Source organism: Aromatoleum aromaticum EbN1 (assembly GCF_000025965.1).
GTDB classification, from domain to species: domain Bacteria; phylum Pseudomonadota; class Gammaproteobacteria; order Burkholderiales; family Rhodocyclaceae; genus Aromatoleum; species Aromatoleum aromaticum.
The window spans coordinates 2,877,988-2,898,902 of record NC_006513.1 but is presented as its reverse complement, the minus strand read 5'-3'; the positions used below and the strand labels follow the sequence as shown (position 1 = coordinate 2,898,902).

At 63.4% G+C, this 20,915-nt stretch carries 17 protein-coding genes; 9 read left to right on the top strand and 8 right to left on the bottom strand.

Annotation, left to right across the window (positions count from 1 at the left end; genetic code table 11):
* The first annotated feature begins 168 nt into the window (after positions 1–168).
* Positions 169–1,011 (top strand): AAA family ATPase, encoded by an 843-nt coding sequence (locus EBN1_RS13795; RefSeq protein WP_011238577.1) that lies wholly within the window; start codon positions 169–171, stop codon positions 1,009–1,011.
* A 123-nt stretch (positions 1,012–1,134) separates the two neighbouring features.
* On the top strand, positions 1,135–2,313 hold the full coding sequence (locus EBN1_RS13790) for a vWA domain-containing protein (RefSeq protein WP_011238576.1): 1,179 nt from the start codon (positions 1,135–1,137) through the stop codon (positions 2,311–2,313).
* Positions 2,314–2,403: 90 nt separating this feature from the next.
* Here EBN1_RS13790 and EBN1_RS13785 read toward each other — a convergent pair whose 3' ends face one another.
* Positions 2,404–2,919: a MarR family winged helix-turn-helix transcriptional regulator gene (locus EBN1_RS13785; protein ID WP_011238575.1), complete on the bottom strand. Its 516-nt coding sequence runs from the start codon at positions 2,917–2,919 to the stop codon at positions 2,404–2,406.
* A 263-nt stretch (positions 2,920–3,182) separates the two neighbouring features.
* Here EBN1_RS13785 and EBN1_RS13780 point away from each other — a divergent pair, with 263 nt between their 5' ends.
* Positions 3,183–4,589 carry a chloride channel protein gene (locus EBN1_RS13780; protein ID WP_011238573.1) on the top strand — a complete coding sequence of 469 codons (1,407 nt, stop codon included), beginning with the start codon at positions 3,183–3,185 and terminating at the stop codon, positions 4,587–4,589.
* A gap of 74 nt (positions 4,590–4,663) precedes the next feature.
* Here the strand turns inward: EBN1_RS13780 and htpG are convergent, their stop codons facing one another.
* The 3 genes from htpG to EBN1_RS13765 form a co-directional block, all read right to left on the bottom strand.
* Positions 4,664–6,610: a molecular chaperone HtpG gene (gene htpG, locus EBN1_RS13775; RefSeq protein WP_011238572.1), complete on the bottom strand. Its 1,947-nt coding sequence runs from the start codon at positions 6,608–6,610 to the stop codon at positions 4,664–4,666.
* Between the two features lie 75 nt (positions 6,611–6,685).
* A complete protein-coding gene (gene greB / locus EBN1_RS13770; RefSeq protein ID WP_011238571.1) occupies positions 6,686–7,246 on the bottom strand; it encodes a transcription elongation factor GreB in 561 nt (186 codons plus the stop codon).
* A 52-nt stretch (positions 7,247–7,298) separates the two neighbouring features.
* Entirely contained in the window at positions 7,299–8,504 is a 1,206-nt protein-coding gene (locus EBN1_RS13765; protein ID WP_011238570.1) for a lytic murein transglycosylase, read from the bottom strand.
* Positions 8,505–8,747: 243 nt separating this feature from the next.
* Here EBN1_RS13765 and EBN1_RS13760 point away from each other — a divergent pair, with 243 nt between their 5' ends.
* From EBN1_RS13760 to EBN1_RS13745, 4 genes are all read left to right on the top strand, one after another.
* Positions 8,748–8,963, top strand: a complete 216-nt coding sequence (locus EBN1_RS13760) for a DUF465 domain-containing protein (protein ID WP_011238569.1) — start codon at positions 8,748–8,750, stop codon at positions 8,961–8,963.
* Positions 8,964–8,991: 28 nt separating this feature from the next.
* Positions 8,992–10,290, top strand: coding sequence for an O-acetylhomoserine aminocarboxypropyltransferase (locus EBN1_RS13755; RefSeq protein WP_011238568.1), 1,299 nt, complete (start codon positions 8,992–8,994; stop codon positions 10,288–10,290).
* Positions 10,268–11,110, top strand: a complete 843-nt coding sequence (locus EBN1_RS13750) for an alpha/beta fold hydrolase (protein ID WP_241762734.1) — start codon at positions 10,268–10,270, stop codon at positions 11,108–11,110. Before EBN1_RS13755 ends, EBN1_RS13750 begins: the two co-directional genes overlap by 23 nt.
* 63 nt (positions 11,111–11,173) lie before the next feature.
* Complete coding sequence (locus tag EBN1_RS13745; protein ID WP_011238566.1) at positions 11,174–11,971, top strand: DUF2189 domain-containing protein; 798 nt, start codon at positions 11,174–11,176, stop codon at positions 11,969–11,971.
* 6 nt (positions 11,972–11,977) lie between these two features.
* On the opposite strand, the gene EBN1_RS13740 is transcribed toward EBN1_RS13745, so the two are convergent.
* Entirely contained in the window at positions 11,978–12,832 is an 855-nt protein-coding gene (locus EBN1_RS13740) for an endonuclease/exonuclease/phosphatase family protein (RefSeq protein WP_011238565.1), read from the bottom strand.
* A gap of 154 nt (positions 12,833–12,986) precedes the next feature.
* Between EBN1_RS13740 and EBN1_RS13735 the strand changes: the two genes are divergently transcribed.
* The gene (locus EBN1_RS13735; RefSeq protein WP_241762733.1) at positions 12,987–13,949 is read left to right on the top strand and encodes a cation diffusion facilitator family transporter; all 963 of its coding nucleotides are present in this window, start codon (positions 12,987–12,989) and stop codon (positions 13,947–13,949) included.
* A 400-nt stretch (positions 13,950–14,349) separates the two neighbouring features.
* Positions 14,350–17,241, top strand: a complete 2,892-nt coding sequence (locus tag EBN1_RS13730; protein WP_011238562.1) for an adenosylcobalamin-dependent ribonucleoside-diphosphate reductase — start codon at positions 14,350–14,352, stop codon at positions 17,239–17,241.
* A gap of 95 nt (positions 17,242–17,336) precedes the next feature.
* Here the strand turns inward: EBN1_RS13730 and EBN1_RS13725 are convergent, their stop codons facing one another.
* Genes EBN1_RS13725 through EBN1_RS13715 form a run of 3 tightly spaced genes read right to left on the bottom strand, consistent with a single transcriptional unit; the run spans position 17,337 to position 20,889 of the window.
* On the bottom strand, positions 17,337–17,924 hold the full coding sequence (locus EBN1_RS13725) for an NUDIX domain-containing protein (RefSeq protein ID WP_041646382.1): 588 nt from the start codon (positions 17,922–17,924) through the stop codon (positions 17,337–17,339).
* Positions 17,902–19,371 carry an NADH-quinone oxidoreductase subunit NuoN gene (gene nuoN / locus EBN1_RS13720; RefSeq protein ID WP_011238560.1) on the bottom strand — a complete coding sequence of 490 codons (1,470 nt, stop codon included), beginning with the start codon at positions 19,369–19,371 and terminating at the stop codon, positions 17,902–17,904. Before nuoN ends, EBN1_RS13725 begins: the two co-directional genes overlap by 23 nt.
* Before the next feature lie 36 nt (positions 19,372–19,407).
* Entirely contained in the window at positions 19,408–20,889 is a 1,482-nt protein-coding gene (locus EBN1_RS13715; protein WP_011238559.1) for an NADH-quinone oxidoreductase subunit M, read from the bottom strand.
* Positions 20,890–20,915: the final 26 nt, after the last annotated feature.

Sequence of the window (20,915 nt, the reverse complement as noted above, 5' to 3'; positions counted from 1 at the left end):
GTTTGTTTTAAGTATGGCTGAAGCGGCCGCAAAAAATTCTACGTCGCCTAAAGCGGAATGCAAATACCTGTCATTCTTCGAAAAACTCCGTGACTCCGTCAATCCGGCAGGCCCTTGCCCGCGCAGGCTGGCCCTATAATCGGTCCGGTTCAATCAGAGGATTCCCCGATGCGCTTCGAAGGTTCACAAGACTACGTCACCACTCCCGACCTGATGCTGGCAGTCAATGCCGCGATCAAACTGCAGCGCCCACTGCTGATCAAGGGCGAACCGGGCACCGGCAAGACCATGCTGGCCGAGCAGGTCGCCGACGCATTGGGGGTTCCGCTGCTGCAGTGGCACATCAAGTCGACGACCAAGGCCCAGCAGGGGCTGTACGAATACGATGCGGTATCCCGCCTGCGCGACTCGCAACTCGGCGAAGACCGCGTCAGGGACATCGCCAACTATATTCTCAAGGGCGTGCTGTGGCAGGCGTTCGACGCCGAAACGCCGACGGTCGTCCTGATCGACGAAATCGACAAGGCGGACATCGAATTCCCCAACGACCTGCTGCGCGAACTCGACCGCATGGAGTTCCACGTCTACGAGACCCGCCAGACGGTTCGCGCACGCCATCGCCCGATCGTGTTCATCACGTCGAACAACGAAAAAGAGCTGCCGGACGCGTTCCTGCGCCGCTGCTTTTTCCATTACATCCGCTTCCCCGATCGCGACACGATGCAGCGCATCGTCGACGTCCATTTCCCGGGACTCAAGCGCGACCTGCTGCGCGAGGCCATGGAAGTATTCTTCGGCCTGCGCGACGTCCCGGGGCTGAAGAAGAAGCCGTCGACATCGGAACTGATCGACTGGCTCAAACTCCTCGTCGCCGAGGACATTCCGCCCGAAGCACTGCGGGCAAAGGACCAGCACGCCGCGGTCCCGCCGCTTGCCGGCGCACTGCTGAAAAACGAGCAGGACCTTCATCTGTTCGAACGGCTGGTGTTCATGGCGCGCAACAACCGCTGACGTCAGGGCGTTTGCCCACTGTTTTTCCGGCAGCGCCACTGCGCTCGCCACAAGAAATCATCTCGAAGTCTTCTCCCGGTGCCCGAAGTCGGGGCCCGGGCGGGTTCGGGAACGGAGCGGATCATGCTTATCGACTTTTTCCTGCACTTGAAAGCGGGCCAGCTCAAGGTGTCCACTCGCGAGTTCCTGACGCTGCTCGAAGGACTGCGTGACGGCGCCTGCAGCCACAGCATCGACGAATTCTATTTCTACGCCCGCACCTGCCTCGTCAAGGACGAATCCCATTACGACCGTTTCGATGCGGCGTTCGGGAGCTACTTCAAGGGAGTCACCGAGATTCCCGGGCTCGAAGCCGAGCTGCCGCAGGAATGGCTGCAGGCGATGATGAAGAAGCATCTTTCGCCCGAAGACAAGGCGAAGCTCGAAAAGCTTGGCTGGGACAAGCTGATGGAAGAGTTCCGCAAGCGGCTCGGCGAGCAGAAGGAGCGCCATCAGGGCGGCTCGAAATGGATCGGTACCGGTGGCAGCTCGCCGTTCGGCAACAACGGCTACCATCCGGAAGGCATCCGCGTAGGCGGCGAATCGGCCGGCAACCGGACGGCGATCAAGGTCTGGGAGAAGCGCGAATACCGCAACCTCGACGATTCGGTCGAGCTCGGCACCCGCAACATCAAGGTCGCGTTGCGGCGACTGCGGCGGTTTGCGCGGCAAGGCGCGGCCGACGAACTCGACCTGGATGGAACCATCGCCGCGACCGCGCGAAACGCCGGCTGGCTCGATCTGATGATGCGCCCGGAACGGCACAATGCGGTGAAAGTGCTGCTGTTTCTCGACGTCGGCGGCTCGATGGACGACCATATCAAGGTCTGCGAGGAGATGTTCTCGGCGTGTCGCAGCGAATTCAAGCACCTCGAGTATTTCTATTTCCACAACTGCGTCTACGAAAAGGTCTGGCGCGACAGCTTGCGGCGCCACACGGAGAACATCGCAGTTTCCGATCTGCTCCACCGCTACGGCCCCGACTACAAGCTGATCTTCGTTGGCGACGCGACGATGAGCCCGTACGAACTCCTGCACCCGCACGGTTCGATCGAACACATGAACAGCGAGCCGGGCGCGGCATGGCTGCGCCGCCTGCTCGACGCATGGCCGGCGGCGGCGTGGCTCAATCCCGAACCGGAACACCTGTGGCCGTACCGCAAGTCGATCGAAATCGTCGACCAGGTCATGGGCGGAAGGATGTTTCCGATGACGCTCGGCGGACTCGAGCGGGCAATGCAGCAGTTGTCGAAGAAGCAGTAATAGCAAAAAAGAAGCGGCCCGAAGGCCGCTTTCAAACTGCTGTCCGCACTTTCGCGAGACGATCGCCGGATGGACCGCCGGCGCGGTTTCTTACTCGGTAAAGGGCAAGGGCTGCATACCGAAGCCTTCGTCCAGATCCTTGATCTGCCGCAGCAGACTGTCGAGTTCACGTTGCAGGCGCATCAGCGCATCTTCGTCGAGCAGGCGCAGCGCTTCGGGCACCACCCCTCGGGCGGGCGACGGAGAACGCTTGAGCAGATCGCGCCCTGCATCGGTCAGGTACAGGCGGACGACGCGCTGATCGACGCTCGTGCGTTCCTTCCGGATCAGCTTTGCCGACTCGAGCTTGTCCACCATGTTCGACGCGGTCGACTGGTGTAGCGCCATTCTCCCCGCCAGTTCCCCGACTCGCAGCCCCTCCGCTTCATTGAGTTCCTGCAACGCCCACAACTGCGCGCCGGTGACACCGCTTTTGCGCTCGATCCATTGTGAATGACGCTGCGCCGTGCGGATGAGTACGCGAAAACGCTGCAAAACCGACAAGGGCGAAACCGATGACTTGCGTTCCGGGGATTTTGTCAAGGCCGAAGACTGCTCTTGCGACATGAATCAAGGCTCCAACTATATTTATTCGGGAAATATTTGTCAAAACATTTAACAGCTGCACGCGCCGCGGGTATCGTAGCGGAAAGGGGATTCCCGCCGTACCCTGTTTTGGGTAAAAGACGACACTTTTCCCGACTTGCGCGAGAACATGGTAAGCAGGAACTTAAACAACCACTTTCCCCGTGCAGAGCACGTTTTCACTCTCGTCGCCCGCCGCCACGCCGGTGGGCGACTGTCCAGCACACTGACTGACTCCTCTCATCGTGTCCTTCGATCCGCCAGGCGATAACCGAACCGCTTCCGGCCGCGCCCTGCGGCAGTTCGCCCGGGGCAGCCGACGCTATGCGCTGCCATGGCTGTCGGTCGGCCGTTGGGGCAAGCGCATCCTGCTCGTCGGCACAGCGCTGCTGGCCGGCCTCATCGCGATCCTCTTCGCGATCGGCGCGGATCTCGCCATCGGCGCCCATCAATACGTCATGAACGTGTCGCCGTGGCTGTCGCTGCTGATCGCACCCGGAGGCTTCGCGGCAATAGCCTGGATCGCGCGGCGATTTTTCCCCGGCACGCAGGGAAGCGGGATCCCGCAGGCGATCGCCGCGTCGATGACCGACGACCGACGCATTCGCCACAAACTGCTGTCGTTCCGGATTGCGATAGCGAAAGTCGTGCTGACGCTGGGCGGACTCCTGTCAGGGGGTTCGATCGGCCGGGAAGGGCCTTCCGTGCAGATCGGCGCTTCGATCATGCACCTGCTCGCCGGACGCAAGAAGGCGCGCATCGCGTCAAGCCGCGACCTGATCGTTGCCGGCAGCGGCGCCGGCATCGCCGCGGCATTCAACACCCCGCTCGGCGGCATCATGTTCGCGATCGAGGAAATGTGCCGCCACCGGCCCTTTCGCGCGAACAGCACGACGCTCATCGCCGTGATCTTCGCCGGGCTGATGTCGCTCGGCGTGCTCGGCAACTACACCTACTTCGGTCGCACGCCCGCCGCCCTGACGTGGCCCGCCGGGATCTGGCCGGTGTTGATGTGCGGCGCAGTCGGCGGCGTGCTGGGCGGACTCTTCGGCCGCCTGCTGATCGCGTCCTCGCGCGGGCTGCCCGGCACGATCGGGGAGTTCTCGCGCAGGCGGCCGATCGCCTTCGCCGCTGTCTGCGGGCTGGGCACCGCGATCATCGGACTGATGAGCGGAGGTCTTACGTATGGCACCGGCTATGCGGAATCGAAGGCCGCCCTCGAAGGCTCCGCCACGCTGCCCTTCTACTTCCTGATCGCGAAAATGGCTGCGATCTGGCTCGCGTTCCTCAGCCGCATTCCGGCCGGCATCTTCGCTCCGGCGCTCGCCGTCGGCGCCGGCCTGGGTGCCGATCTCTCGATCCTCTTGCCCGAGGAGCACAGCGCGGTGATCCTGGTTCTCGGCATGGTCGCGTTCCTCGCCGGCATGACGCAGACGCCGATCACGTCGTTCGTCATCGTCATGGAGATGACCGCGAACCACGAGATGCTGCTGCCGCTGATGGCGACGGCAGTCGTGGCTCACGCCTTTTCGAAGTCGGTCGCACCGATCCCGCTCTACCACGCGCTCTCGTATCCGGCGCTGCGGCAAGCCACCGCCCAGGCGCAGAGCGAAAGCGCAAGGCTGTCCGCCGGCAGTCGCAGAGCTCCGTGAAATAAAAAAACGCCACATACCGCATCGGTACGTGGCGTTGTCGCATCGTGCGGGCAGGCCGCCCGCTGCAGCGCTCAGTCGGTGCCGGCTGAACCGCCCATCGCCATCATCAACTGGTTGATCCGTTTCACGAACGTCGCCGGGTCGTCGAGCGTGCCGCCTTCGGCAAGCAATGCCTGGTCGAACAGCACCGCCGCCCAGTCGTCGAACTGGCGTTCCTCGTATTTCAGACGCATCACGGCCGGGTGCTGCGGGTTGATCTCGAGGATCGGTTTCGACGCCGGTGCCTGCTGGCCCGCGGCTTTCAGTATCCGCGCGAGGTTCATTCCGACATCATGCTCGTCGGCGACGAGGCAGGCCGGCGAATCGGTCAGGCGGTGGGTGACGCGGACTTCCTTGACGCGTTCGCCAAGGCTCGCCTTCATCTTCTCGAGCAGCTCCTTGTACTCATCGGCCGCCTTCTCGGTTTCCTTCTTCTCCGCCTCGTCTTCGAGCTTGCCGAGGTCGAGGCCGCCTTTCGCGACGGACACCAGCGCCTTGCCGTCGAATTCCGGCAGATTGCCGATGACCCACTCGTCGACCCGGTCGGTCAGGAGCAGCACCTCGATGCCCTTCTTGCGGAAAATTTCGAGATGCGGGCTGTTCTTCGCCGCGTTGAACGATTCGGCGGTGACGTAATAGATCTTGTCCTGGCCTTCCTTCATGCGGGCGAGGTAATCGGCGAGCGACACGACTTCATCCGGCGTGTCGGCGTGGGTCGAGGCGAAGCGCAGCAGGCCGGCGATCTTGTCCTTGTTCGCGAAATCCTCGCCGACACCTTCCTTCAGCACAGGGCCGAATTCCTTCCAGAAAGTCGCGTACTTCTCCCTGTCGGCGGCCTCGTCGCTCGTGGCGAGGCTCTCGAGCAGGCCCAGCACTTTCTTCGTGCAGCCCGAGCGGATGGTGTCGATGTCCTTGCTTTCCTGCAGGATTTCGCGCGACACGTTGAGCGGCAGATCGCTCGAATCGACGACGCCGCGCACGAAGCGCAGGTAGGCGGGCATCAGCTTCTCGGCGTCATCCATGATGAACACGCGCTTCACGTAGAGCTTGATGCCGTGGCGCGCGTTGCGGTCCCACATGTCGAACGGCGCGTGCGACGGGATGTAGAGTAGCTGCGTGTATTCGTGGCGGCCTTCGACGCGCGCGTGCGTCCACGCCAGCGGCTCGTCGAAGTCGTGCCCGACGTGCTTGTAGAAACCCTTGTACTCCTCTTCAGTGATGTCGTTCCGCGAACGGGTCCACAGCGCGTTCGCCTGGTTGACCGTTTCGTCTTCGTCGGTCGTGACCTGCTCGTTCTTGTCCTTGTCCCACTCCTCCTTCTTCATCAGGATCGGCTGGACGATGTGGTCGGAATACTTGCGGATCAGGCCGCGCAGCTTCCATCCCGACAGCAGGTCTTCCTGGCCTTCGCGCAGGTGCAGCGTGATCTCGGTGCCCCGAGCTGCTTTCTCGATCGCCTCGACGGTGTATTCCCCCGCCGCGTCGCCGGTCATCGCGCACTCCCACTTCACGCCTTCGGCTGCAGCCAGGCCGGCGCGACGAGTGACGACGGTCACTTTGTCGGCGACGATGAACGCGGAGTAGAAGCCGACACCGAACTGGCCGATCAGGTGCGCGTCCTTCTTCTGGTCGCCGGTGAGCTGCGAGAAGAATTCCTTGGTCCCGGACTTGGCGATCGTGCCGAGGTGGGTGATCACTTCATCGCGGCTCATGCCGATGCCGTTGTCCGAGACGGTGACGGTCTTCGCCTCGCTGTCGAAGCCGACGCGGATCGCCAGCTCGCTATCGCCTTCGAACAGCTCCGGCTTGTCGAGCGCTTCGAAACGCAGCTTGTCGCATGCATCCGACGCGTTGGAAACCAGTTCGCGCAGGAATATCTCGCGATTCGAATACAGCGAGTGGATCATCAGGTGAAGCAGCTGCTTCACCTCGGCCTGGAAATTGAGGGTCTGAGCGCCTGCGGCGTGCTCGGTGGTCATTGCGTGGACTCCATCTGCTGATTAACGCGCAGCAGATGGGAGCGGAGACCCCGGATTTCAAGCCCCCGCGCGAGATCAGACGTAGCGGATCTCGACCACTTCGATTTCGCGCGGCCCGGCCGGACTCATGAAACGCACGACGTCGCCTTCGCGCGCCTTGAGCAGTGCCCGTGCCAGCGGCGAGATCCAGCTGATCCGGCCAGCGCCGGCATCGGCCTCGTCGACGCCGACGATCTGCCAGATCTGCTCGCTGTCGTCGTCACTGTCGACGTCGACGATGCTGACGGTGGCGCCGAAAAACACCTGGTCGATTTCCCGCTGGTCGGCGGGATCGACGACTTCGGCACTTTCGATGCGCTTGATCAGGAAACGGATGCGCCGGTCGATCTCGCGCAGCCGCTTCTTGCCGTAGATGTAATCGCCATTCTCGGAGCGGTCGCCGTTCGAGGCCGCCCAGGCGACGGTTTCGACCATCTTCGGCCGCTCGATGCGGACGAGGTGATCGAGTTCGCGGCGCAGGCTCTCGTAGCCACGGCGCGTCATGTAGTTTTTCGCGCCGGCCGGCAGGCGCACCGCGACGGGTACTTCGTCGTCATCGTCGGCGCCGTCGTTTTCTGTGACAAAGGCTTTGTTCACGAGGGGCATCCAGTTCTTCGGCAAAGGCTCGCAGGAATGCGATAGCCGGTCGTCAGCGTTCAGCGTACGCCTTTCTCAGCAGTTCGAGCACCTGCCGACCGGCGCGGCCGTCGGGCTCGAGCCCCTGCCCGCGCTGGAACTGCTGCACCGCTGCGCGCGAACGGGCACCGAGCGCGCCGTCGGCCTCTCCTGCGTCGTAGCCGAGCTGCGACAACAATGTCTGCACTTCGCGCCGCTCGACGCGGGACAGGCCCGGGTCGTCGGTCGGCCACGACGCACGGAACGGCTCTCCGCCGCGCAGGCGATCGGACAAATGCGCGATCGCGAGTGCGTAGCTTTCGGCCGCGTTATAGGAGTACAGCGCATCGAAATTGCGCAGGACGAGGAATGCCGGGCCCCGCTCGCCGGCGGGGAGCAGCAGGCCGGCGGCTTCGGCGCCCGGCTCGATCGCGCTTCCGTCCGCACGACGCACACCCAGTGCGACCCATTCAGACAGCGGCCGCTTGTTGCGGCGCCCGGCAAGTCCAGCATCGAAGTCGGGCGGCAGAGCGACTTCGAAACCCCATGGCCGGCCTGTCTGCCAGCCTGCCTTGCGCAGAAAGTTCGCCGTCGAGGCAAGCGCGTCGGGAATGCTGTCGATCAGGTCGCGCCGGCCGTCGCCGTCGAAATCGACCGCGACGCGCCGGAAAGTCGAAGGCATGAACTGCGTGTGGCCGAACGCCCCGGCCCACGAGCCGGCGAGGTGCTGCGCAGCGATGTCGCCATCTTCGATGATTTTCAGCGCAGTGAAAAATTCACCGCGAAAGTAGTCCTGGCGCCGGCCGAAGCAGGACAGGGTCGCGAGCGAAACGAGCAGCGGGCGTTTGCCGAAATTGCGTCCGAAGTTGCTCTCGACGCCCCACACTGCAACCACGGTAGCCGGATCGACACCATATCGCGCCTCGATGTCCTGCAGCGTCCCGGCCCATTGGACGGCCATCGCGCGGCCGTCGGCGACGCGTTCGTCGTCCACCAGCCCGGCCAGATAGTCCCAGATCGGCGTACGGAATTCGGGCTGGTAATCGAGCAAGCCGATCACCGCCATGTCCGGTTCGAGCCTGGCCACATGTTGCTCGAAAGTTGGCGGTGCGATGTCGTGCGTGGCAGCCATGCCGCGCAACTCTTCGAGGCAACGGGCAAAGGACTCCTGCGCGTCGGCGTGAAACGGAAGCAGCGCGGCGCACAGCAGGGACCAGGCGGGGAAGCGTCGGGAGATCATTCTGGAACGGCTCGGGCAGTGGCGGAGAGCGGCGAACGGGGCGGACGCAGTTCGGACGCGGAGCCTGACACGAATGGCGGAACGAGGCAACCGACCGATCCCGCATCCCTTGCCGCCCGTGCAGTAGCCCGCTTCAAAAAGCCCGGCCGGAGTTGTCATTGCCCGTTCTGCGGCATACCATCCAGCGTTACCGGCCCCGCCCTACGGACGGCATGCAATCCCACTAAATTGAACAGGTATACGATGAGCGAGGAAGCATTCGACGACGTTACCAGCCTGCAGGTGAGGCTGGCCGAACTCAGGGCCGAGCATCGTGACCTCGACGAGGCGATCAGCCACCTCGATGCTTCGCCACAGGAAGACGAATTACTGTTGCGCCGCCTCAAGAAGCGCAAGCTCGCACTGAAAGACAGGATCGCCGTCGTCGAACGCATGCTCGAACCCGACGAGCGGGCCTGAAGCCGGATGACGGGGATTCCGGCCGCCAATGACCCAGTACGGACCTCCTGCTCCCGAGACGCTCGCCCTGCATGCAGGGCAGTCCCCTGATCCGGCCTTCGGCGCCCGGGCGACACCGATCTATTTCACCGCCGGCTACGTCTTTCCGGATGCCGAGCACGCTGCGGCGCTGTTCAACCATGAACGCCCGGGACACGTCGATACGCGCGTCTCGAACCCGACCAACGCAGTCCTCGAGGAGCGCGTCTCGGCGCTGGAAGGGGGAATCGGGGCGATTGCGCTGGCGAGCGGCCAGGCTGCGCTGCATGTCGCGATCGCGACACTGATGGGCGCCGGCCATCATATCGTCGCGTCGCGTGCGCTAGGCGGTGCAGCGCGCAATCTGCTGGCCCACACGCTGCCGCGCTTCGGTATCCGGACGACTTTCGTCGATCCGCGCCGTCCGGACGAATGGCGCGACGCGATCAGGCCCGAAACCCGTCTGCTGTTCGGCGAGGCGCTCGGCAATCCCGGGCTCGAGGTGCTCGACATTCCCGCCGTCGCCACAATCGCCCATGCCCGGCACGTCCCGCTGCTCGTCGATGCGACCCTGGCCACACCCTGCCTGCAGCGCCCGTTGTCGCTCGGCGCAGACCTGGTCCTGCATTCGGCCACCGAGTTTCTCGGCGGCCACGGCGTCGCCGTCGGCGGCCTGCTGGTCGATGGCGGGCAGTTCGACTGGGAGCAGTCGGGCCTCTTCCCGACGCTGACCGAGCCGTACGACGGCTTTCTCGGCATGGATTTCGGCGAGGAGTCTCCAGTCGCGGCTTTCCTGCTGCGCGCGCGGTGCGAAGCGCTGCCGGACTTCGGCGCCTGTCTCTCGCCGATGAACGCATTCCAGATCCTCCAAGGCATCGAAACGCTGCCGCTGCGGATGCGGGCGCACGTCGCGAACACGCGTGCCGTGGCCGCCCACCTTGCCCGTCAAGCGCTCGTCGCACGCGTCGCGTATCCCGGGCTCGCGACCCATCCCGATCACGAACTGGCGAGCCGCCTGCTGCCGGATGGCGCGGGAGCGATCCTGTCCTTCGAACTGACCGGCGGGCGAGAAGCCGCGCGCGCCTTCATCGAGAGCCTGAAAGTGTTCTCGCACCTGGCGAACATCGGCGAGGCGAAGTCGCTCGTCAGCCACCCGGCGAGCACGACCCATTCCCGCCTGTCCGCCTGCGGACTCGCTGCCGCCGGGATCGGCGAAGGCACGCTGCGACTGTCGGTGGGGCTCGAGCACGTCGACAACCTGATCGAAGACCTGGACCGCGGACTGTATGCCGCCGGCCGACTGGCGTGAGGGTAGCGCGGTGCAGCTGACGGTATCCGGGCTCCCGGTCTTCATCTACACCGGCGGGCAGAGTTTCGCGCCCGCGCAGCCGGTCGTCGTGCTGCTGCATGGCGCCGCTCACGATCACAGCGTGTGGAACTTCCAGGCGCGCCACCTCGCGCGCCACGGCTTTTCGGTGCTCGCCCCGGATCTTCCCGGACATGGCCGCTCGGGCGGCGCCCCGCTCGCGTCGATCGAAGCGCTCGCAGACTGGCTCGCGACGCTGCTCGATGCGGCCGGCGTCCGGCGTGCCGCCATCGCCGGTCACAGCATGGGATCGCTCGTCGCGCTGCAGGCGGCGGCACAGTTCCCCGACCGCATCACGCAGCTGATTCTGCTCGGAAGCGTCGCGCCGATGCCGGTGGCCGCACCGCTGCTGTCCGCGGCGCACGATGACCGGGCCGTGGCCCATGCGATGATCAACCAGTGGTCCTACACTTTCGCGTCGCAGCTCGGGGCGAGCGCCGTGCCGGGAATCTCGCTCATGGGGCTGAATCGCCGCCTCATGGAACGACAGGGCGACAGCGTGCTGGCCATCGACCTCGGCGCCTGCAACGCCTACGAAAACGGTCTCGCAGCTGCGGCGGCGGTCCGCTGCCCGACGCTGCTGCTCTGCGCCGATCGCGACCAGATGACTCCGAGGCGCGCAGTCAAACCCCTGCATGAAGCGCTTGCCGGGGTAGCGGACGGCGCACGTATGATATCCATTCCTCGTGCCGGGCACGCAATGCTGGCGGAGGCCCCCGATGCAGTGGGCAATGCCATACGGAGCTTCCTCACCCGCCGCTGACAACAAGACAAAGAGGCAATCCGTGCGCTGCATCGACAACAAAGTCCACAACAGGAGAGAGAGATGTCGCAGCCGGAGGATGTCAAGCTGGGAACCGAGGAGTGGGTGTTTCCCGTTGTCCGGGACGTCGGGGCGGGTGCGCCGCTGCACTGGATCAGGAGCGGCTGGGCGGATTTCCGTGCCTGCCCGATACCGAGCCTGTTTTACGGATTCTGCTTTGCCGCGATGGGATTGCTCGTCACGATGGTTTTCGAGCACGCTTACGCCTACACGGTCGCGCTCACGTCGGGCTTTCTCCTGCTCGGGCCGTTTCTCGCGATGGGCCTCTACGAGATCAGCCGGCGGCGCGAGCAAGGCGCGACCTGCGCCCTCCTTCCGACTCTGACGGTGTGGAAGCGCAACGCCGGCAACATCGGCATTTTCGCCGTCGTGCTGGGCATCGTGTTCCTCGTCTGGGCCCGCGCATCAATGGTCGTGTTCGCGCTGTTCTACACCAACGAGATGCCGAACCTGACAGGCTTTCTGGCGCAGTTGCTGGCCCTCGACAACCTCGAGTTCCTGCTCGTGTATTTCGGCGTCGGCCTGATCTTTGCGACGATCGTGTTCGCCGTCAGCGTGATTTCCGTGCCGTTGATGCTCGACCGCAACCAGGACGCGATTTCGTCGATGTTGACGAGCGTCGGGGCGTTGATGCGCAACCCGGGCGCGATGATCGTATGGGCTTTCATGATCGCCGGCCTCACGGTGATCGGATTCATGACTTTCCATCTCGGACTGGTGGTGCTGATGCCGATCGTCGGCCACGCGAGCTGGCACGCGTATCGCGACCTCGTTGTCCTGCCGGCCGCGCCGGCAGGCTGAAGAACGTCATCCATCGTTCAACTCGAGCACCAGCGGCTGATGGTCGGACGCCGGAGTCGCGGCGTACACTTCGACTTGCGCGACACGGGCGGCGAGATCGTCCGAAACCCACGCGTAATCGCAACAATAGGTCCGCCCGGGCCACTCGGCACCGTGAAGGCCGACCGTCGGGTCATGTGCGCGGCTGCGATGCTTGACGCGCCAGGCGTCCCGCCACGGCGGCACGTGTAACGCGATATCCGCCGACATCAGCGTATAGGCGCCCGATCCCGGCTCACAATTGAAGTCCCCGCAGGCGACTGCGGTCACCGGTCGGCGCCCTGCCGCAAAGGCCGGGCTGGCTTCCCGCCCGGCAGGGCCGGCGGCGACCTGTCCGGCAACCTCCTTCTGCAGCGCCCGCAACATCGCCACCTGCGCTGCGCGCTGTCGCGCGGAATAGTATTCGAGATGCGTCGTCAGAACGCGGACCGGCCCCCATGGCGCCTGCAGTACGGCCTCGACGCAGCAGCGCTGCATCGCGGCCTGTCCCGGGTCGGCGGGACACGGAAGCAGATGCCGGAATACCGGGCCGACCTCCAGGCGCGACAGCATCAGGTTGCCGAAACGCGCCCGCCCGCCGGCACCGTCGGGCACATCGATACCGGCCCCATACATCGCTTCATGGCCGGGAAAGGCCGCAGCCAGGATCGCGACTTCGTCTTCGCAGTCACCGCCTTCGAGGCCGGGGAAATTCTGCGCCACTTCCTGCAGGCAGATCACTTCCGCATCGCCGATGTCATGGATCGCCGCAACAGTCCGTTCCAGGTCGACGCGCCCGTCCGCGCCGCGGCCCCATTGAATGTTCCACGAAACAATGCGCATACTTCGACTCCGGTTGAGCCGCCCGAACGCTCGCGTCCGGACGATCATGTGCGCCTGCCCCCCGTCGCCATGGCGGGAATCGGGCCCGAAACATAGTCATTCTAGGCATCCCTGCAGGGGAATGCGGGGGCACCTTCCGACAACCACGAACAGGATGACGGCGATCCACGATCACGCGCATCACGGGCACGGCAAACCCGTCCATACCGACGGGCGCTCCAACCACGCCTTGCCGTGGGCGCTCGCGATGACTCTGGGCTTCGCGGCAGTCGAGGCCATGGCAGGCTGGTGGTCAGGTTCGCTGGCGCTGCTCGGCGATGCCGGACACATGCTCACCGACAGCCTCGCCCTGGCACTGGCGACCGCGGCGAGCATATTGGCGCGCCGTCCCTCCAGCGCCCGCCATACGTACGGGCTGCGCCGCGTCGAGACGCTCGCGGGGATGCTCAACGGACTGTTCATGCTGTTCGTCGTGGCGCTGATCGCGTGGCACGCGATCGAGCGCCTGATCACGCCGCAACCGGTGCAGGCCGGCACCGTGATCGGCGTCGCCGCGCTGGGGCTGGCGATCAACGTGATCGTCGCGTGGATGCTGTCGCACGGCGAAGGCGATCTGAACACGCGTGCCGCGCTGCTTCACGTGTTCGGAGATCTGCTCGGTTCTGTCGCCGCACTCGCGTCCGGGATCGTAATCCTTTACACCGGCTGGTACCCCGCCGACCCCCTGCTGTCGATGCTGATCTGCGGACTGATCCTCGCCTCGACACTGAAACTGCTTCGCGTGGCGACCCACACGCTGCTCGAAGGCGTGCCGGACAATCTCTCGCTGGCGGCGATCGGCCACGCGATGGCGGAAGTCGAAGGAGTGCATTCGATTCACGACCTGCATGTGTGGAGCCTCGACTCGAACCATGTCGCACTTTCGGCGCATGTCGTCCTGCACTCATCGCAAGCGTGGCCGACAACCCTCGTGGCGCTGCAACGGCTCCTCGCCGAGCAGTTCGGCATCGACCATGCAACGCTCCAGCCTGAACCCTTGCCGGGCCGTGTCGTCACATTTTCGTCGCGCCATCCCGGGCCGAAATCGGCAGCGGATACTCCTTCCGGACCGCTCTGAGCAAGAGGAAGACGTGATTCGCCCGGCGGGGGAACGACCTCTCCCAACAACCCGCCGGACGGGACAGCTGCCCGAATCACGTTGCAAACTGGACCATCCCGGTCCTCCCCTGTCGGCAAGACGGCAGCCGCTTTTTCGCTTTCGGCCGGACGCCGAGGCGACAGGAATTCTTTTCATCGCGTCTCCGTCACCACTTCCGGACGAACCACCCCAAGACCCTTGCGGGGCGCGGAATCGGGCGAAAAGCGCCCACATCCGACCTACTACATATAGTACCGGTCGAGCTGTTGACATACTGAAATAAACGATAAGATGTTGTTTAAAATACAATTTATTTTTTTGCCTTATCGACCTTTACGCGCTATTCTTCGGTCACCTTCAGACAACTCCAAAAAAGACCATGAGCATCGCTATCCATCATCAGGCCAAGGGCAAGACCGACGCATCCACGCTGGCGCCGCAGGAGATTTCCGGCGAAGTTCTGGTCGAAAAATACGCCAAGGGTGACGAACGGAGCGTGGGTGAAGTGCGCGCCCGGGTGGCGCGTGCGCTGGCGATTGTCGAAGCTGAAGACAAGCGTGCACACTGGGAAGCGAAATTCCTCGAAGCCCAGGAAAAAGGCTTTGTTCCCGCCGGCCGCATCAACAGCGCTGCCGGAACGAATCTTCAGGCGACACTGATCAACTGCTTCGTCCAGCCGGTCGGGGATTCAGTCACCGAAGCGGTCGATGGACGCCCCGGCATCTACACCGCCCTCGCCCAGGCAGCAGAAACGATGCGCCGCGGCGGTGGCGTCGGCTACGACTTTTCCAGCATCCGGCCAAAGGGCGCGCTGGTCCGGGGCACGCTTTCGAATGCTTCCGGTCCGGTGTCCTACATGCGCGTATTCGACCGTTCCTGCGAAACCGTCGAATCGGCAGGTGCTCGTCGTGGTGCCCAGATGGGCGTGCTGCGCTGCGACCATCCAGACGTCGAGGAATTCATCCACGCCAAGGATCATGGCGACCTGACCAATTTCAACATCTCGGTGGGCGTGTCCGACGCGTTCATGAAGGCTGTCGACACCGATGCCGACGTCGAACTCGCGCACAAGGCCGAACCGATCGAAGAGCTGAAGGCGGCCGGCGCCTACCAGCGTGACGACGGCCTGTGGGTCTACCGCAAGCTCCCCGCGCGCGAGCTGTGGGACCAGATCATGCGTTCCACGTACGACCACGCCGAGCCGGGAATCCTGTTCCTCGACCGGATGAACCAGGACAACAACCTTCACTACTGCGAAACGATCGAAGCGACCAACCCCTGCGCCGAGCAACCGCTGCCGCCATACGGCTGCTGCGACCTTGGTTCGATCAACCTCACGCCGTTCATCAAGCACCCTTTCACGGACAAGGCGGAATTCGATTACCCGGCGTTCGGCAAGGTCGTCGACGTCGCGATCCGCATGCTCGACAACGTGCTCGACGTCACGCACTGGCCGTTGCCGCAACAGGAGAACGAAGCACAGTCGAAACGGCGCGTCGGCCTCGGCTTCACCGGACTTGGCGACGCGCTGATCATGCTGTGCAAGCGCTACGATTCGCCCGACGCGCGCGCGGTGGCGACGAAGATCTCGGAGTACATGCGAGACCGCGCCTACCTCGCTTCGGTCGAGCTCGCGAAAGAGCGCGGGGCTTTCCCGCTGTTCAACGCCGACCTGTACCTGTCGGGCGGCAACTTCGCATCGCGCCTGCCCGCCGACCTCAAGGACAAGATCCGCAAGCACGGGCTGCGCAATTCCCACCTTCTCTCGATCGCCCCCACCGGCACGATCTCGCTCGCTTTTGCCGACAACGCGTCGAACGGGATCGAGCCACCGTTCTCCTACACTTACACGCGCCGCAAGCGCATGGCCGACGGGACCTACAAGGAATACCCGGTCGAGGATTACGCGTGGCGGCTATTCAAGCACCTGGGCGGCAATGTCGACGAGCTTCCGCCCTATTTCGTCACCGCTCTCGAAATTTCCGCCCAAGCCCACAAGGACATGGTCGCAGCGGTCGCCCCGTACGTCGACACGTCGATCTCGAAAACCGTGAACGTACCGGAAGACTATCCATATGCCGAATTCGAGGATCTATACCTTTCCGCGTGGAAAGCCGGTCTCAAGGGTCTTGCGACCTATCGTCCGAACTCGGTGCTCGGTTCGGTGCTGTCGGTGACGCCATCCGCCGCACCGAAGCAGCCGCAGGACATCGAATTTTCCGGGCCCAACAAGCGCTTGGCGATCAAGAGCCTCCCTGCGCCGGTGCTGTCGAGCCTGCGCTGGCCTGGCCGCCCGGAACTGCCCGACGGCAACCTCGCGTGGACCTACATGCTCGGCACGCCGCAAGGTGAATTCGCGCTGTTCGTCGGCCACATCGAAACCGAAACCCAGGGTGCCGGCGGCTTCCCGTTCGAAGTCTGGGTCAACGGCGCCGACCAGCCGCGCGGGCTCGGCGCGGTCGCCAAGACGCTCTCGATGGACATGCGCGCGAACGACCACGGCTGGCTCAAGCTGAAGCTCGAGACGCTGGCCATGACGATCGGCGAAAAATCCTTCGAGATGCCGTTCCCGCCCCACGGAGAGAAAAAACTCTTTCCGGGTGCCGTCTCCGCCTTCGCACAGGTCGTGCGCTACCGCTGCGAACGGCTCGGCGCACTCGCCGTCGAAGGCCCGACCCCGGTTCTCGACACGCTGTTCAGCCTGCAGGAGCCGAAGACCGGCACCGACGGTACGCTGTCCTGGACTGTGGACATCCAGAACCCTGCTACCGGAGAAGACTTCGTGCTGGGGATGAAGGAGATCACGCTACCGGCCCAGGACGACTTCTCGGTGGGCGTCACCCGACCGTACTCATTGTGGCTCTCGGGCAATTACCCTCGAGCGCTCGACGGGCTGACCCGTATCCTGTCGCTCGACATGCGCGTCATGGACCCGGCATGGATCGGCATGAAGCTGCGCAAGCTGTTGAACTACCCGGAACCCCTCGGTGACTTCATGGCGTTCGTGCCCGGGACGAAGCGGCAGCAGAACTACCCCAGCACCGTCGCGTACATGGCGCAGTTGATCATCCACCGCTACGCGATGCTCGGCGTCCTCGATGAAAAAGGTTATCCACTCCGCGAGATGGGTATTCTCGAGGCGCCGCGCGAGAACAGCGACCCGAAAGTCATGCAGGGCACGCTATGCGCCGAATGCGGGAATTATTCGGTGATCCGCAAGGACGGCTGCGATTTCTGCACCGCCTGCGGGGCCGTCGGGACCTGCGGCTGAGGAACCAGACAAAAGCCCGCGATCGGAAAATCGCGGGCTTTCGCGCATCGGAAAGAAACAGGCGGCCCAGCGAGGCAGGGCTGCCTCGAGACTCTTCAGCCGCCGCCAGCCGGCCCCACCGCCAAGCCCAGCGCACGGAAGCCACGGAACAGCGCAACGATGCTCTTGCCGTCCGTGATGCGTCCGTCCTGCGCAGCTTCCAGCGCCTCCTCGACGGAAAGGGTCAGGACCTCGAGAAACTCACCGTCGTCGAGGGCATTACCGACATGCGTGAGGCCACGTGCGAGAAAAATCTCGATGCGTTCGTTCGAATAGCCGATGCACGGGTGCATCACACCCAGATACTGCCATTCGTCGGCCTCGTAGCCGGTCTCTTCCCGCAGCTCCCGCCGAGCACAACTCAGCAGGTCTTCGCCGGCATCGATCTTTCCAGCCGGCAGCTCGATAAAGGCACGCCGAAGGGGGTAGCGATACTGGCGCTCGAACAGCAGCCTGTCGTCGGGAAGCACCGCAAGCACCACCACCGCGCCGGGATGTCGCACATATTCGCGCATCGATTCCGCGCCGTCGGGGAGCCTGACGCGATCGCGGCTGACCTCCAGCAACGCCCCGTCGAAAACCCGCTCGGAGTCGAGTTCGAGTTCTTCGAGGGGATCCCGCTCAGAGGGAGGCGAGCAAGGCATAGGCGCAGACCGACATCAGTCCCTGGGGCAGCAGGCCGAGTACCGCGATCGCCAGACCGTTGGCCGAAAGCATCACTCGTACTTCCGCCGGAGCTCGGATCGGCGCGGAATCGACAGGTTCATCGAAATACATGACCTTCACGACGCGCAGGTAGTAATACGCGCCGATCACTGACATCATCACGGCCAGCACGGCGAGCCACACATAGCCCGCTGCGACGACTGCCTGAAGCACGGCCAGTTTCGCGAAGAATCCGATGAAGAACGGGATGCCCGCCATCGAGAACATGACGACCATCATCATTGCAGCGAACCAGGAACTACGTTTGTTCAGGCCCTTGAAGTCGTCGATATTCTCGGCTTCGAACCCCGCCCGCGACAGCAGGATCACCATTCCGAACGAGGCAAGGCTCATGATCACGTACGACACGGCGTAAAACATGGCCGAACTGTAGGCGTTGAGCGCGAAATGACGGTCGCCCTCGACCACGCCGGAAAGCAGCCCCAGCAGTACGAAACCCATGTGCGAAATGCCAGAATACGCCAGCATCCGCTTGAGGCTCGACTGGGCGATCGCCGCGAAGTTGCCCAGAATGATCGACAGCACGGCGAGGAACATCAGCATCGATTGCCACTGTTCCGCCAGTTCGAACAGGCCATACACCAGTAGCCGCATCGCCATGGCAAACGCGGCAAGCTTTGGTGCCGACGAGATCATCAGCGTCACGGCGGTCGGAGCGCCTTGATAGACGTCGGGCACCCACATGTGGAAAGGCACCACTCCCAGTTTGAACGCGATTCCCGCGACCAGGAACACCACGCCGAACAGCAGCACGGTCTTGTTCGCAGCCTGGTGATAGATCGACTGCGCGATCCCCGAGAACTCGAGGCTGCCGGTTGCGCCATAAACCATCGACATGCCATACAGCAGCAGGCCGGACGCGAGCGCGCCGAGCACGAAATACTTCATCGCCGCTTCGGTCGAACGAGCCGACTCGCGGTCGAATGCCACCATCCCGTAAAGCGACAGCGACATCATCTCCAGTCCGATGTACAGCGACAACATGTGGTTCGACGTGACCATCACCATCATGCCGAGCGTCATCAGCAGCGTGAGCAGATAGTATTCGGGGCGGTCGATGTTGCGGTCTGCAAGGTAGCCTCGCCCGTACAGCAGGGCGATCGCGACGGTGAAGTAGATCATGACCTTGAGGAAATCCCCCATCAGGTCCGAAATGAACATGTTGCTGAAAGTCAACGTGACCTGACCGTCCATTGTCCCAATCGTGATCAACGCGGCGACGACCAGAGTTGTCTGGGTCAGATAGTAGGCCAGACCGCGTGCAATCCGCCGCGCAAAAGTCGTCGCCATCATGATGATGAGCGCCATCACGGCAACAAAAATCTCGGCCGCCGCGGGGTAGAAGTCGGGAATAACGAAATTCATCTTCTGACCAGTCCGAAAAAAGTCTCGCCCGCTCGATTAGAGCTTGCTTACGGCAACGTGCCGCAGGAGTTCATTGACCGAAGCGTGCATGACTTCGGTGAAGGGGTACGGATACAAGCCCATTGCCAGCACGCAGAGGGCCAGAACCCCGAGGAACGCGAACTCTCGTCCGTTGATGTCATTCAGCTGTGCCACATGGCTGTTGCCGACCACGCCGAACATCACGCGCTTGTACATCCAGAGGGTGTATGCGGCGCCGAGAATCAGCGTGATCGCTGCCCCGAACGCAACCCAGAAATTGAACTGGACTGCGCCGAGAACCACCATGAACTCGCCGACGAAGCCGCTGGTTCCCGGCAATCCGGCATTGGCCATCGAGAACAGCATGAAAAATGCCGCGAACTTGGGCATCACCTTCACCACGCCGCCGTAGTCCGCGATGTTGCGCGTATGCATGCGGTCGTAAAGCACGCCGATGCAAAGGAACATCGCGCCCGAGACGAAGCCGTGCGAAACCATCTGCACGAGCGCCCCCTCGAGGCCGAGGGTGTTGAACATGAAGAACCCGAGCGTGACGAAACCCATGTGTGCGATCGACGAGTACGCGACGAGCTTCTTCATGTCTGTCTGCACGATGGCGACGAACCCGATATAGATCACCGCAATCAGTGACAGCGCGATCATCATTGGCGCCATCGCCTGGGCCGCGTCCGGGACGATCGGCAGCGAGAAACGCAGGAAACCGTAGGCGCCAAGCTTCAGGGCAATCGCCGCCAGCACCACCGACCCTCCGGTCGGCGCCTCGACGTGCGCATCGGGCAACCACGTATGAACAGGCCACATCGGCACCTTCACCGCGAACGCGATGAGGAAGGCCCAGAAAATCAGCGTCTGCGGGCCCATCCCGAGCGGCAGCTGGTGCCAGTCGAGGATGTTGAAACTGCCACCCGCTTCCATGAACAGATACAGCAACGCAACCAGCATCAACAGCGAGCCGAGCAGCGTATAGAGGAAGAACTTGATTGCGGCGTATACCCGGTTCGTGCCGCCCCAGATGCCGATGACCAGATACAACGGGATCAGCGAAGCCTCGAAGAACGTGTAGAACAGTATGGCATCGAGTGCCGAGAAGATGCCGTTCATCAGGCCCGACATGATCAGGAACGCAGCCATGTACTGCGCCACCTTCTCCCGGATCACCTGCCATCCCGCAATAACTACCACGATGGTGATGAACGCATTCAACAGGATGAACAGGACCGAAATCCCGTCGACCCCGAGGTGGTAATTGATGTTGAATCGCGGAATCCACGGCAGGATCTCGACGAACTGCATCGCGCTGGTACTCGCGTCGAACTGCGAGTACAGCGGCAGCGTCACGAGGAAACCGGCAATGGCGACCAGCATGGCCAGGAATCGCGCCAGCGGCGCATTACGATCCGACCCGGTCGCTAGCACGAGCAACCCCCCCAGGATCGGTACCCAGATCGCAAGGCTCAGGAATGGCAAACCCGTCATCGTTACTTTCCGTCAAGTGCGTCGAC